The sequence below is a fragment of the Microbacterium sp. GW821-FHT01D02 genome (genome assembly GCF_059422585.1).
In genome coordinates, this window is the sequence record NZ_JBWKXB010000001.1 from 543397 (window position 1) to 556717 (window position 13321).

12 protein-coding genes are annotated in these 13321 nt (G+C 70.3%); 3 read left to right on the plus strand and 9 right to left on the minus strand.

Translation table 11 applies throughout. From position 1 onward, the window contains the following. The first annotated feature begins 60 nt into the window (after window positions 1-60). The 3 genes from AC07VM_RS02640 to AC07VM_RS02650 are packed head-to-tail and all read left to right on the plus strand — an operon-like array spanning window position 61 to window position 2191. On the plus strand, window positions 61-537 hold the full coding sequence (locus tag AC07VM_RS02640) for a VanZ family protein (RefSeq protein ID WP_494909885.1): 477 nt from the start codon (window positions 61-63) through the stop codon (window positions 535-537). Further along, entirely contained in the window at window positions 534-1289 is a 756-nt protein-coding gene (locus tag AC07VM_RS02645; protein ID WP_494909887.1) for an HAD-IIB family hydrolase, read from the plus strand. The genes AC07VM_RS02640 and AC07VM_RS02645 overlap by 4 nt, the downstream gene beginning before the upstream one ends. A 59-nt stretch (window positions 1290-1348) precedes the next feature. Continuing rightward, the gene (locus tag AC07VM_RS02650; protein WP_494909888.1) at window positions 1349-2191 is read left to right on the plus strand and encodes a DUF1295 domain-containing protein; all 843 of its coding nucleotides are present in this window, start codon (window positions 1349-1351) and stop codon (window positions 2189-2191) included. Between the two features lie 42 nt (window positions 2192-2233). Here AC07VM_RS02650 and AC07VM_RS02655 read toward each other — a convergent pair whose 3' ends face one another. The 9 genes from AC07VM_RS02655 to AC07VM_RS02695 form a co-directional block, all read right to left on the minus strand. Then, window positions 2234-3493, minus strand: a complete 1260-nt coding sequence (locus tag AC07VM_RS02655; protein ID WP_494909889.1) for an alpha-hydroxy acid oxidase — start codon at window positions 3491-3493, stop codon at window positions 2234-2236. Window positions 3494-3503: 10 nt separating this feature from the next. Next, window positions 3504-4226 carry a FadR/GntR family transcriptional regulator gene (locus tag AC07VM_RS02660; RefSeq protein WP_267415557.1) on the minus strand — a complete coding sequence of 241 codons (723 nt, stop codon included), beginning with the start codon at window positions 4224-4226 and terminating at the stop codon, window positions 3504-3506. 194 nt (window positions 4227-4420) lie between these two features. Further along, a complete protein-coding gene (locus AC07VM_RS02665; protein WP_494909890.1) occupies window positions 4421-5074 on the minus strand; it encodes a thymidine kinase in 654 nt (217 codons plus the stop codon). A 9-nt stretch (window positions 5075-5083) separates the two neighbouring features. Then, entirely contained in the window at window positions 5084-6556 is a 1473-nt protein-coding gene (locus AC07VM_RS02670) for a malate:quinone oxidoreductase (protein WP_494909891.1), read from the minus strand. Window positions 6557-6620: 64 nt separating this feature from the next. After that, a complete protein-coding gene (locus AC07VM_RS02675; RefSeq protein WP_494909892.1) occupies window positions 6621-7691 on the minus strand; it encodes an aspartate-semialdehyde dehydrogenase in 1071 nt (356 codons plus the stop codon). A gap of 180 nt (window positions 7692-7871) precedes the next feature. Then, window positions 7872-9152: an aspartate kinase gene (locus AC07VM_RS02680; protein WP_029258718.1), complete on the minus strand. Its 1281-nt coding sequence runs from the start codon at window positions 9150-9152 to the stop codon at window positions 7872-7874. A gap of 374 nt (window positions 9153-9526) precedes the next feature. Beyond that, the gene (locus AC07VM_RS02685; RefSeq protein ID WP_494909893.1) at window positions 9527-10444 is read right to left on the minus strand and encodes a DMT family transporter; all 918 of its coding nucleotides are present in this window, start codon (window positions 10442-10444) and stop codon (window positions 9527-9529) included. After that, window positions 10441-11034 carry a recombination mediator RecR gene (gene recR, locus AC07VM_RS02690; protein ID WP_267415562.1) on the minus strand — a complete coding sequence of 198 codons (594 nt, stop codon included), beginning with the start codon at window positions 11032-11034 and terminating at the stop codon, window positions 10441-10443. The genes AC07VM_RS02685 and recR overlap by 4 nt, the downstream gene beginning before the upstream one ends. After that, a complete protein-coding gene (locus AC07VM_RS02695) occupies window positions 11034-13283 on the minus strand; it encodes a DNA polymerase III subunit gamma and tau (RefSeq protein ID WP_494909894.1) in 2250 nt (749 codons plus the stop codon). The genes recR and AC07VM_RS02695 overlap by 1 nt, the downstream gene beginning before the upstream one ends. Between the last annotated feature and the right edge of the window lie 38 nt (window positions 13284-13321).

Below are 13321 nucleotides of genomic sequence, written 5' to 3' on the forward strand. Positions count from 1 at the left end.
CCGGAAGGCCGCCCTCAGGGGCGGCCTTCTCTGTATCGGGATCGTGCACGAAGGGAACGCATGGGCTCTCTGCTCCCGCCGCCGCGCCACCGCACGCGCGTCTGGGCCCTCGCCCTCGGCATCCCCTTCCTCGCCGGCCTCGCCGCGCTCACGCTCACTCCCTCGCGCGTCGAGGAGGCCATGCCGAATCTGCTGGACCTCGTCCTCGGCGCCGCGCATCGACTCGGCTGGGCCTCGCTCGACTTCACGCGTCTCGAGATCATCGCGAACGTCCTCGTGTTCGTCCCGGTGGGCATCCTCGCCTTCATCCTGCTCCCCCGGCGGCTCTCGGTGCTCTCGCTCCTCGTCGGGCCCCTGCTGTCCCTGGCGATCGAGACGGCGCAGCGCGTCGCGCTCCCCCACCGGGCGGCCACCGTGACCGATGTGGTGGCGAACTCCGCCGGCGCCCTGCTCGGCGTCTTCCTCGCCGTGCTCTGCGCCCTGCTGCTCGCCCCACGCGCCTCGCGGCGCCGACCTCCTAGGCTGGAGACATCATGACCGCGCCTGCTCTCGTCGCCTTCGACCTCGATGACACCCTCGCCCCGTCCAAGGGTCCGATCGACCCTCGCATCGCCGACCTCCTGCGGGCTCTGCTGCGCGCGGTCGACGTCGCGATCATCTCGGGCGGCAACGAGGCGCAGTTCCGCTCCCAGGTGATCGCGCAGCTCGGAGACGCGGATCCTGCCGACCTCGCCCGCCTGCACCTGCTGCCCACCTGTGGCACCCGCTACCTGCGCTACGACGGCACGGACTTCGTCGCTGTGTACGCGCACGACCTCAGCGAACACGACAAGACCGCCGCGCTCTCGGCCTTGCGGGAAGAGGCCGAGCGCCTCGGACTGTGGGAGGCCGAGCCGTGGGGAGAGATCCTCGAGGACCGCGGCTCGCAGATCACCTTCTCCGCGCTGGGCCAGCGCGCCCCGCGCGACGCGAAGCACGACTGGGACCCCTCCGGCGCGAAGCGCGGCGCCCTGCGCGACGCCGTCGCCGCGCGGCTGCCCGGCCTCGAGGTGCGCTCGGGCGGATCGACGTCGATCGACATCACCCAGGCCGGCATCGACAAGGCCTTCGGGATGCGGCAGCTCGCCGAGAGCACCGGCATCGCCCTCACCGACATGCTCTTCTACGGCGACCGCCTCGACGAAGGCGGCAACGACTACCCGGTCCTCGCCATCGGCGTCCCCTCGATCGCGGTCGACGGCTGGGAAGACACCGCCGACAAGCTCGACACCCTCCTCCCGACGCTCTGAGGAGCGCGCCGCAACACGCGGAGCAGCGCCATGTCGCCGCGGGGCCCTAGCATGGCGTCATGGATGCCCTCCTGATCGTCATCATCGTCGCCGCGGTCGCCAGCGCCGCGTGCTGGGTCCTCTCCCTGATCACCCGCGACACCTCCTGGGTCGACCGTGCCTGGTCGATCGTCCCGGTGGCCTACGTCTGGATCTTCGTCGCCGGCGCCTTCGCGAACGGTGACGGATCCGCCCGCGTGGTGCTAATGGGAGTGCTCGCGACCGCGTGGGGAGCCCGGCTGACCTTCAACTTCGCGCGCAAGGGCGGCTACACCGGCATGGAGGACTACCGGTGGGCGATCCTGCGGAAGCGGATGCGGCCGTGGCAGTTCCAGACCTTCAACGTGCTGTTCATCATCGGCTATCAGATGACGCTGCTGGTGCTGATCACCCTGCCGGCGCTGATCGCCGCGCAGAACCCCTCCGCGCTCACCGGATGGGATGCGCTGTTCGTGGCGGTGTTCCTGGCCTTCCTGGTGGGCGAGACCATCGCCGACCAGCAGCAGTGGGTGTTCCACCAGCGCAAGAAGAAAGCCGGTGGCACTCTCGCACCCGGCTTCGCGACCACCGGGCTGTTCCGCTACAGCCGCCACCCGAACTTCTTCTTCGAGCAGGCGCAGTGGTGGGCGTTCTACGCCCTCGGCGCCACCGCCGCGGTGGCCGGAGGAGCCGGGGTGATCGGCGGTGTGCTGAATCCGACCATCATCGGCCCGGCGCTGCTGACCGTGCTGTTCATCGGCTCGACGATCTTCACGGAGTCGATCACCGCGTCGAAGTACCCGGCCTATGCCGAGTACCGGCGCACGACGTCCATGCTGATCCCCTGGCCGCCGCGCACCCGTGCCGTGGCCCCGCAGTCCTGACCGCGGGCGGGGCGCCGTCCGGCACGGGCGCAGCGGGCGTGCTCAGCGCGTGCGGGCCTCGGCGGCCGCGCGCGACACGGGCACCAGGCGCGTGAGCTGGGTCACGTGTCCCGGCTCGAGCTCGGCGAGCGAGGCCACCCCGAGCAGACGCATGGTGCGCTCGATCTCGCTGCGCAGGATCGCGATCGTGCGGTCGACGCCCTGGCGTCCCCCGGCCATCAGACCGTAGAGGTAGGCGCGCCCGATCAGGGTGAAGTCCGCTCCCAGCGCCACGGCGGCGACGATGTCCGCACCGTTCATGATGCCGGTGTCGATCATCACCGTGAAGTCGTCACCGACCGCTCGACGCACCTCGGGCAGCAGGTGGAAGGGGATCGGGGCCCGGTCGAGCTGACGTCCGCCGTGGTTCGAGAGCACGATGCCGTCCACGCCGGCGTCGCGCAGACGCACCGAGTCCTCGACGTTCTGGACGCCCTTGATGACGATCTTGCCGGGCCACAGTCCGCGGATGACCTCGAGGTCGTCGTAGCTGATCGTGGGGTCCATCGCCGCATCCAGCAGCTCTCCCACCGTCCCGCCGGTGGTGCTCAGCGACGCGAACTCGAGCTTGGGCGTGGTGAGGAAGTCGAACCACCACCACGGCCGCGGGATCGCGTTGATGATGGTGCCGAGGGTGAGCTGCGGCGGAATGCTGAATCCGTTGCGCTTGTCCCGCAGACGCGCGCCCGCGACGGGGGTGTCCACCGTGAACTGCAGGGTGTCGAAGCCCGCGGCCGCCGCGCGACGGGTGAGCTCGTAGGAGATCTCGCGATCGCGCATGACGTAGAGCTGGAACCAGTTGCGTCCGTGCGGGTTGGCGGCCTTCACGCCCTCGATCGAGGTGGTGCCGAGCGTCGAGAGGGTGAACGGGATGCCGGCGGCCGCCGCGGCTCCGGCGCCCGCGGTCTCCCCCTCGGTCTGCATCAGACGCGTGAACCCGGTGGGGGCGATGCCGAACGGCAGGGCGGACGGCCCGCCGAGGATCTCGACGCTCGTGTCGACGGTCGGCGCCGGACGCAGGATGCCGGGGTGGAACTCCACATCCTGGAACGCCTGACGTGCACGGGTGAGGGACAGCTCCCCTTCGGCGGCGCCGTCGGTGTAGTCGAAGGCGGCCTTCGGCGTGCGGCGCTTGGCGATCAGGCGCAGGTCGTCGATCGTGAGCGCGGCGTCGAGGCGGCGCTTGCGTCCGTCGAGCTCGGGCTTCTTGAATTTCATGAGCTCGAGGAGCTCGACGGGATTGGGGACCTGGCGCTGCACCATGATGTGCCTCTCAGTTCGGGGAGGGGATGTCACGGGTGAGCCCCGTGGACGTGTAGTAGCCGGTGATGTGGGAGTGCACCCGGGCGCGGGCCGCATCGACATCCCCGGCCTCGATCGCGGCGACCAGCGCGCGGTGCTCGGCACGGAGACGAGCGGCCATCGACTCCCAGTCCGGGATCACGGCGACCCCCGCCTGCACGTAGGACTCGATCGAGGAGCGCAGTCCGGCCATCATCGCGGCGATGACCGTGTTGCCGCTGGCCTCCGCGAGCGAGAGGTGCAGCTGGGCGTCGAGCGCCAGGAACTCCGACGGCGCGAGACCGGGAGCGTCCATCGCCTCGAGCAGTTCGCGGGCACGAGCCGTGTCGCGGTCGGATGCACCGGCCAGCGCGGCGACGACCGCATCTTCGAGGACCAGACGGGTGCGCACCACATCGTCCAGCGGGAACCCCTGCGCCGCCACCTGGAGCCGGAGCAGTGCCGACATGCCACCGGTGGGCGTGGCGATGACGATGGCCCCGGACTGCGGGCCGGAGCCGGTCGCGGTGCGGATGAGCCCCATGACCTCGAGCACGCGGAACGCCTCCCGCACGCTGGACCGCCCCACGCCGAGGTCGGTCGCGAGATCACGCTCCGACGGCAGGCGATCCCCCGGGCCCAGACGGCCGTCGAGGAGATCGCGCTCGATGTGCTCGAGCACGAGTCGCCATGCACGTGCCGGCTGCTCCGCCATCGATCCTCCTGTGGTCTGACCACAGGTTACTCCGTGTGGTCAGACCACGCAAAACAGGAGTGACGACGTTACGTCCCGCTTCGCTCGCTCGACGACCGGGGCTGGGTACGCCGGCGCGCAGCGACGAGCCCCCACGCCGGAACACACCCACGACCCGGTCGTCGAGCGCGGGCGCCGCGACGAGACGAAACCTCTCAGCCCAGGCGTCCGCCGGACTCCTCGAGGTAGCAGGTGCCGCAGAGCGACTCGTAGGTCGTCAGCTCGGGCGACGCCGATCCGATCGCCCCCTCGTCGATCGCCACCTGGTCGCCGTCGAAGACGAACCGTCCGCCGACGACCCGACCGTTGAACACGGCCTTCCGTCCGCACCGGCAGATCGTCTTGAGCTCCTCCAGCGAGTGCGCGATCGCGAGGAGGCGCGCGGATCCGGGGAACGCGTGGGTGAGGAAGTCGTTGCGGATGCCGTAGGCCATCACCGGGATGGCGTCCTCCACCGCGATGCGGAAGAGATCGTCGACCTGGCTCGGGGTGAGGAACTGCGCCTCGTCGATCAGCAGGCAGGCGACGTCGGTCGGGCCGCCGGGGAGCAGCTCGTCATCGGACGCGTGCTGCATGCGCTTTCGATGCTCGGCGAAGAGGACACGCGCATCGTCGTCCGGAGCGATGAGGAAGTCGACCTGGCGGGTGACACCGAGCCGGCTCTCGATCTCGGACGCACCCTTGGTGTCGATCGCCGGCTTCGCGAGCAGGACGTGCTGCCCGCGCTCCTCGTAGTTGTACGCGGCCTGCAGCAGAGCCGTCGACTTGCCGGAGTTCATCGCGCCGTAGCGGAAGTAGAGCTTCGCCACGGTGCGGTCTCAGACGTTGATGCCGAGGGTGGCGGCGGTGGCCTCCGTGGACTTCTCCGCGAGCGCCGCATCCTCGTTGAGCTTCTGGCCGAACGTCGGGATCAGCGCGCGCAGCTCGGACTCCCAGCCCGGGTACTCCGCCGGGAAGCACTTCTTCAGGAGGTCGAGCATGATCGGGACGGCGGTCGAGGCGCCGGGGGAAGCTCCCAGGAGACCGGCGATCGATCCGTCAGCGGAGGCGACGACCTCGGTGCCGAACTGGAGGATGCCACCCTTCTTCGGGTCCTTCTTCATCACCTGAGCACGCTGACCGGCGTCGATGAGCGTCCAGTCCTCATCCTTCGCGGTGGGCATGAACGTGCGCAGACTGTCGACCTTCTTGGCGTGGTTCTTCAGCAGCTCGCTGACGAGGTACGTGATGAGGTCGGGGTTCTTCACCGCGACCTGCAGCATCGGCAGCAGGTTGTGCGCGCGCACCTGCGACACGATGTCGAGCATCGAGCCGTTCTTCAGGAACTTCGGGCTGAACGTGGCGAACGGGCCGAACATGAGCGAGGCCTCGCCGTCGACGACGCGCGTGTCGAGGTGCGGGACGGACATCGGCGGAGCACCGACGGAGGCCTGCGAGTACACCTTGGCCTTGTGCTGCGAGACGATCTTCGGGTCGGAGGTCTTGAGGAACTGCCCGCCGATCGGGAAGACGCCGTACCCCTTGATCTCGGGGATGCCCGACTTCTGCAGCAGCTTGAGCGCCCAGCCGCCGGCGCCGACGAACACGAAGCGCGCACGCACCTCGTTCGGCGTGTGGCCGAGGCTGTTGCGGTACTTGACCAGCCAGGTGCCGTCCTTCTGCTTCTTCAGGCTGCGGACCTCGTGGTTGGTGCGCAGCGTGACGCCGGAGTCGGTGAGGTGGTCGAAGAGCTGATGGGTCAGGGCGCCGAAGTCGACGTCCGTGCCCGCGGGGACGCGGGTCGCGGCGAACGGCTCGCCCTTGCGGCGCTGCTGCATGAGCAGCGGGGCCCACTTGTTGATGACGCGGGAGTCCTCGCTGTACTCGATGCCCGCGAACAGCGGCTGCTCCTTGAGCACCTCGTAGCGGTTCTTGAGGTACGCGACATCCTTCTCGCCGCGCACGAACGTCATGTGCGGGGTCGCGTTGATGAACGTCGAGGGGGCGTCGAGCACGCCCTTGTCCACCAGCGACGACCAGAACTGGCGGCTCTGCTGGAACTGCTCGTTGATCGACACGGCCTTGGCGGGGTCGAGCGGCGCATCGCCCTGCTGCGGCATGTAGTTCAGCTCGCACAGGGCGGCGTGCCCTGTGCCCGCGTTGTTCCACGGGTTGGAGCTCTCCTGAGCCACGTCGGAGAGTCGCTCGAAGGCGACGATCTTCCACTCGGGCTGCAGCTCGTGCAGGAGTGTACCCAGGGTGGCGCTCATGATGCCACCGCCGATCAGGACGACATCGACGTTTTCAGTCACCGAACCAGTCTAGTTCGCGGGCACGCCGTCGCAGACCATGCGACGGCGTGCGCGGATGCGGGTCTCAGCTCACCGGGGTGAGACGCTCGGCGAGCACCTCGGCGATCTGCACGGCGTTCAGTGCCGCGCCCTTGCGAAGGTTGTCGTTGCTGAGGAACAGCACGAGGCCCTTGCCCTCGGGAGCGGACTGGTCGGCGCGGATGCGGCCGACGAAGCTCGGGTCCTTGCCGGCGGCCTGCAGCGGCGTGGGGACCTCGTCGAGCACGACGCCCGGGGCCGTGCTCAGCACCTCGCGCGCCCGCTCGGGCGTGATGTCGCGGGCGAACTCCACGTTGATCGAGAGCGAGTGGCCGGTGAAGACGGGGACGCGCACGCAGGTTCCCGCGACGCGCAGACCCGGGAGCTCGAGGATCTTGCGGCTCTCGTTGCGGAGCTTCTTCTCCTCGTCGGTCTCGTTGTCGCCGTCCTCGACGAGGTTGCCGGCGAACGGGATCACGTCGAAGGCGATCGGCGCGATGTACTTCTCGGGCTCGGGGAAGTCGACCGCGGAGCCGTCGTGCACGAGGCGGAGGGTGTCGCCCTGGGCGAGCACGCCCTCGACCTGGCCGAGGAGCTCCTGAGCGCCGGCGAGACCGGAACCGGAGACGGCCTGGTACGTGGACACGATGAGGCGCTCGAGGCCGGCCTCGGCGTGCAGGGCCTTCAGGACCGGCATCGCGGCCATGGTGGTGCAGTTCGGGTTCGCGATGATGCCCTTGGGGCGCTCGTCGATCGCGTGCGGGTTGACCTCGCTGACCACGAGCGGGACCTCGGGGTCCATGCGCCAGGCACTCGAGTTGTCGACGACGACGGCGCCCGCTGCAGCGAAGCGCGGCGCGTAGGCGCGGCTCGCGGTGGCCCCGGCGGAGAACAGGGCGATGTCGATGCCCGAGGCATCCGCCGTCTCGACGTCTTCGACGATGACCGTCGCGCCGCCGAACTCGATCGCGGTGCCGGCGGAGCGCGCAGACGAGAACAGGCGCAGGTCGCGGATCGGGAACGACCGCTCGGCGAGAATCTCGCGCATCACGGTGCCCACCTGGCCGGTGGCGCCGACGATGGCGACGGAGAGTCCTGATTCGGAGATGCGGGTCATGATGTTCCTTGGCGTCGTGCGGTACTGCGTACGAGGCTTCGGGCGCGGCGTCGGGGTGCTGATGCTGCGCCTGGCGCCGGTGTCAGGGTTTCGGCGAGTCTACCGTGGTGCGACGGGGTGCCGCCGCGAGGTTCCGCGCTGCTGCCCACACGGCAGGAAAGCGCAGAGGATTGGCCGAGATCAGCGGCCGGTGCCGGCGTGGACCGTGGCCTCGGCGTCGCCGTCGAGCCCGTAGGCGGTGTGCACGGTGCGTGCCGCCTCGGTCAGGTCGGTGTCGCGGAGCACCACGGAGATGCGGATCTCGGAGGTCGAGATCATCTCGATGTTGATGCCGCCGGCCGACAGCGCTTCGAAGAGCGTCGCGGAGACGCCGGAGTGCGTGCGCATGCCCGCTCCGACGACCGACAGCTTGCCGATCTGGTCGTCGTGGATCAGGTTCTGGAACCCGACCTCGGTCTGCTCGCCGGCCAGGGCCTTGAGGGCAGCCGCGGCATCTGCCTTGGGCACGGTGAAGGAGATGTCGGTGCGGCCGGTGGCCGACACGTTCTGCACGATCATGTCGACGTTGGCACCGGACTTCGCGACGATCTTGAAGATCTCGGCCGCCTTGCCCGGAACGTCGGGCACGCCGGCGACCGTGATCTTGGCCTGGCTGAAGTCGGTGGCGACCCCGGCGACGATCGGTTCTTCCATGACTGCTCCCTCGGCTTCGCGAGGGTTCTTCATTCCCTCGCCCAGAACGTACGTGCCCTCGGCCGACGAGAACGTCGACCGAGCGTGAATGAGGACGCCGTGACGGCGTGCGTACTCGACGGCGCGGATGTAGAGCACCTTGGCGCCGTTGGCGGCGAGCTCGAGCATCTCCTCGCTGGAGACGTGGTCGAGCTTCTGCGCCTTCGGGATCACGCGCGGGTCGGCGGTGAAGATGCCGTCCACGTCGCTGTAGATCTCGCACACGTCGGCGTCGAGCGCCGCAGCGAGGGCGACGGCCGTGGTGTCGGAGCCACCGCGGCCGAGCGTGGTGATGTCGCGGGTGTCCCGGTTGAAGCCCTGGAACCCGGCGACGATCACGATCGCGCCCTCGTCGAGAGCCTCGCGCAGACGGACCGGGGTGACGTCGACGATGCGAGCCGCACCGTGCTGCGAGTCCGTGATCATGCCGGCCTGGCTGCCTGTGAACGAGCGCGCCTCGAAGCCCATCGAGTGGATCGCCATCGCCAGCAGTGCCATCGAGATGCGCTCTCCGCTGGAGAGGAGCATGTCGAGCTCGCGGGGTGCGGGGATCGGCGCGACCTCGTTCGCGAGGTCGAGCAGCTCGTCGGTGGTGTCGCCCATCGCGCTCACGGCGACGACCACGTCGTGGCCTGCACGACGCGTGTCGACGATGCGCTTGGCGACGCGCTTGATGCTCTCTGCGTCGGCGACGGACGAGCCGCCGTACTTCTGCACGATGAGGGCCACGATCACTCCCTGGGATGTCGGGCGGATCCGCCCACGCTCATTCTACGATCGGCGCGTATGCTCCGTTGCGCATGTGTCGGGGGGGCGCGTGCGGAGCGCCGAGTGCACGGGACCTCGACGAGTGCACGGGAACTTCACGCGGATAAGCCGTGCGCTCGACAGCAAGCCGTGCACTCAGCGAAGAGGCGCGGGCACGTGCGGGGTGCGCGCAGGGTGCGGGGCGCGCGCCCGGCGTGCAGGCGCGGGGCGCGTGCGGGGTGTCGAGTGCACGGGACCTCGACGAGTGCACGGGAACTTCGCGTGGATAAGCCGTGCGCTCGACAGCAAGCCGTGCACTCGGCGAAAAGGCGGGCGGGGCGGGGGCGCGGGGCGGGTCAGAGGGAGGGTGGGAGGGCCTGGGGAGAGACCGGGCGGAGCCGGCCGCCCGTCGCGGCGAACCAGCATCCGACGATGATCAGCGGGAAGCCGAGCAGCAGGCCGGGGGTCAGCGGCTCCGCGAGCACGATCGCCCCGAGGATGATCGCGACCACCGGGTTCACGTAGGTGAACAGCGGGGCGCGCACCGGGCCGACCTCGCGGATGAGGGCGAAGAACGCGAGGAACGCGACTGCGGTGCAGATCACGGCGAGGGCGAGCAGAGCGCCGAGAGACGGCAGCGTGGGGACCTCATGCTGCGTCAGCAGGCCGATGGGGAGGTAGAAGATCCCGATCATCAGCAGCGAGAGCGTGATCGTGCCGAGCGACGACACGTCGTTCAGCTTGCGCGCGACGATGAACGGCGCGGTCGCATAGAGGACGGCGACCAGGAGCACCTCCCCCGCCGCGAGCAGGCTCACCTCGCCACCGAAGAGTCCGGGCCCCGCGACCACGACCGCGACGCCGATGAAGCCGACGAGGAGTCCGATGCCCCGGGCGGGACGGAGCACGCCGCGGTCACCGCCGCCGAGGGCGATCAGCGCCGCGAACAGCGGCACCGTGGCGACGAGCAGCCCGGTCATGCCGGAGGGCAGCGTCATCTCGGCGTGGCCGAGCAGCAGGAACGGACCGGCCATCTCGACCGCACCGAAGGCGAGCACCCACGGCCAGTGCTTCAGCGCCGCACGCAGCGCTCCGCTCCGGATGGCGAACGGCAGCAGCAGCAGCGCCGCGATGAGGGTGCGCCCTGCCACGATCGCGGGCGGCGAGATGGATTCGACCGCGACGCTGATGAACAGATAAGGCACGCCCCACAGCAGCGCCATGGCTCCGAAGAGCAACCAGCCGCGACGCGAGAAGCCGCCGCTCGCGTTCACAGGATGCGCCGGCCCTCGAAGGCGCGACCGAGGGTGACCTCGTCGGCGTATTCGAGGTCGCCGCCGACGGGCAGCCCGGAGGCGAGCCGGGACACCGTGATCTGCATGGTCGTGAGCAGCCTGCTGAGGTAGCTGGCCGTCGCCTCGCCCTCGAGGTTGGGGTTGGTGGCGAGGATGACCTCCTGCACCGTGCCGTCGGCGAGACGCGTCATGAGCTGGGCGATGCGGAGATCGTCCGGCCCGATGCCCGCGATCGGGCTGATGGCGCCGCCGAGCACGTGGTAGAGCCCGCGGAACTCCCTCGTGCGCTCGATGGCAGCGACGTCCTTCGCATCCTCGACCACGCAGATCAAGGCCTGGCTGCGGCGCGGATCGCGGCAGATGGCACACCGCTCCTGCTCGGCCACGTTGCCGCAGATCTCGCAGAACCGCACGCGGGTGCGGATCTCGCCGAGCAGTTCGGCGAGACGCGCGACGTCGAACGTCGGCGTCTGCAGGATGTGGAACGCGATCCGCTGGGCGGACTTCGGGCCGATGCCGGGGAGCCGACCGAACTCGTCGATCAGCTCCTGAACGATGCCGTCGTACATCAGTTGAACCTCGTCGGGGGCTCGTAGGGCTCTTCGCGAAGGAACGTCGCGCCGAGCACCTGGCGGATCACGGCCTCACCGTAGCGCTGCACTCCCCCGACCGTGGGGGCGCGCTCGATGACGACCGGCGCGGCGGCCGCCGCGCGCTGCTGCGCCTGCGATGCCGGTCGCGCGGCGCGCTCGGGCGGGGCCTGACGGGACACGGGCGGCTCGTACGACGGGTCGTAGGGCGGCTCCTCGTCGTAAGCGGGGGCCTCGTCGTCGCCGGGCAGCGGCGGCTCGTCACGATCGACCGCACCGTCGGACGGCGGCACCGGGGCGGACGCCGCGGCCTCGACCTCTTCGGGTTCGTCGTCGACCGGGAGCGGTGCCGAGGGGGCGGGCGGACTGCCCTGCGGCTCCTCCCGTGTCGTGGGGATCGGCGCCACGGCCCATTCCGTCACCGCGGAGGCGGCGGCACCATGGACCTGCGGACGGGAGGGCCTCGCTGACGCAGGCTCCGATGCGGGAGCGGAGTCGGCGGGCGTCGAAGGCCCGGATGCTGCGGGCTGTCGCGGCGCACCGCCGGCGGGCATGGGCGCGGGCAGGTACTTCACCCGGACGCCGAGTTCCTGCTCGATCGCGGAGCGCAGGTGGTCGGACGGGCCGGACCCCGGGGTCGTTCCCTTGAACTTCGCGACGTCGTGCTGGCTCGTGAATCCGAGCGTCAGGACCTCGGTGTCGGTCACGTAGGCCAGCGGCTGCACGGCCGTGGCGAGCAGCCAGGAGGTGCGGCTGATGTCCTCGAGCCGGGTGAGCACGGCGGGCCAGGACGAGCGGATGCGCTCGAACGTGACCGGCCCCTGCGGGGCGGCCGGCTCTGCGGGTTCAGCGGCGGGCTCTGCAGCGGCGGGTTCTGCGGAGACGGGTTCTGCGCGCGCGGGCTCGGGCGCGGCGACGGGCTCCGGAGCGATGCTGTCACTCGCAGCCGGCTCGGCGACCGTGGTCGGCTCGACGGGCGCAGAAGCCGTAGGCACAACAGGTGCAGGCGCGGTAGGAGCGGGCGTCGCGGGTGCCGGAGCCGACACGGTCGGGGCGGGCGCGACCGGAGCGGAGGCGCGGGCCGGAGCGGCGGCGCGCTCGACCGCGGGTGCCGCGCCGGCGAGCACGCGGGCGACCATGAGCTCGAGGTGCAGGCGGGGCGATGTCGCGCCCGACATGTCGTCGAGGGCGGCACTGACCACATCGGCCGTGCGCGAGAGTCGCGCCGAGCCGAAGGCCGCGGCCTGGGCGCGCATGCGCTCCAGGTCGTCTTCGGCGATCCCGCGCAGCACCGCGGAGGCACCGGCGCCGACGGCGGCGATCACGATGAGGTCGCGCAGACGCTCGAGCAGGTCGTCGACGAAGCGGCGCGGGTCCTGACCGGTCTGCACCACGCGGTCGATCGCGGGGAAGGCGGCGGCCGCGTCTCCCGCGGCGAGCGCATCGACGATCTCGTCGAGGAGAGCGGCGTGCGTGTACCCGAGCAGGGACACGGCGCGGGCATAGCCGACCGTGACCGTCTCGGAGCCGGCGGGCGCATCGGATCCGGCGATCAGCTGGTCGAGCAGCGACAGCGTGTCTCGCGGGGAGCCACCACCGGCGCGGACGACGAGCGGGAGCACGCCCTGCTCGACGATCACGCCCTCTTCGGCGCACAGCTTGGCGACGTACTCGAGCATCGCGGCGGGCGGCACGAGCCGGAACGGGTAGTGGTGCGTGCGCGAGCGGATCGTGCCGAGGACCTTCTCGGGCTCGGTGGTCGCGAAGATGAACTTGACGTGCTCCGGCGGCTCTTCGACGAGCTTGAGCAGCGCGTTGAAGCCCTGCGGCGTCACCATGTGCGCCTCGTCGAGGATGAAGATCTTGTACCGGTCGCGGCTGGGGGCGAACGTCGCCCGCTCGCGCAGGTCGCGCGCGTCGTCGACGCCGTTGTGGCTCGCCGCGTCGATCTCGACGACGTCGAGCGAACCGCCACCCGCGCGTGAGAGCTCGACGCAGCTCGGGCAGACGCCGCACGGCACGTCGGTCGGTCCCTCGGCGCAGTTCAGGCAGCGCGCCAGGATGCGCGCGGACGTGGTCTTCCCGCACCCGCGAGGACCGGAGAACAGGTAGGCGTGGCCGACCCGGTCTCCGCGCAGCGCCGTCATGAGCGGATCGGTCACCTGGGACTGCCCGATCATCTCGCCGAACGTCTCGGGTCGGTAGCGGCGGTAGAGGGCTGTGGTCACCTCAACAGCCTACGGCTTGCCACCGACCTTCGGCGGGC

What these genes read in the sequence shown, in the direction of transcription:
- AC07VM_RS02640 (WP_494909885.1), top strand. Translation starts at nt 61, where the DNA reads ATGGGCTCTCTGCTCCCGCCGCCGCGCCACCGCACGCGCGTCTGGGCC.
- AC07VM_RS02645 (WP_494909887.1), top strand. Translation starts at nt 534, where the DNA reads ATGACCGCGCCTGCTCTCGTCGCCTTCGACCTCGATGACACCCTCGCC.
- AC07VM_RS02650 (WP_494909888.1), top strand. Translation starts at nt 1,349, where the DNA reads ATGGATGCCCTCCTGATCGTCATCATCGTCGCCGCGGTCGCCAGCGCC.
- AC07VM_RS02655 (WP_494909889.1), bottom strand. Translation starts at nt 3,493, where the DNA reads ATGGTGCAGCGCCAGGTCCCCAATCCCGTCGAGCTCCTCGAGCTCATG.
- AC07VM_RS02660 (WP_267415557.1), bottom strand. Translation starts at nt 4,226, where the DNA reads ATGGCGGAGCAGCCGGCACGTGCATGGCGACTCGTGCTCGAGCACATC.
- AC07VM_RS02675 (WP_494909892.1), bottom strand. Translation starts at nt 7,691, where the DNA reads ATGACCCGCATCTCCGAATCAGGACTCTCCGTCGCCATCGTCGGCGCC.
- recR (WP_267415562.1), bottom strand. Translation starts at nt 11,034, where the DNA reads ATGTACGACGGCATCGTTCAGGAGCTGATCGACGAGTTCGGTCGGCTC.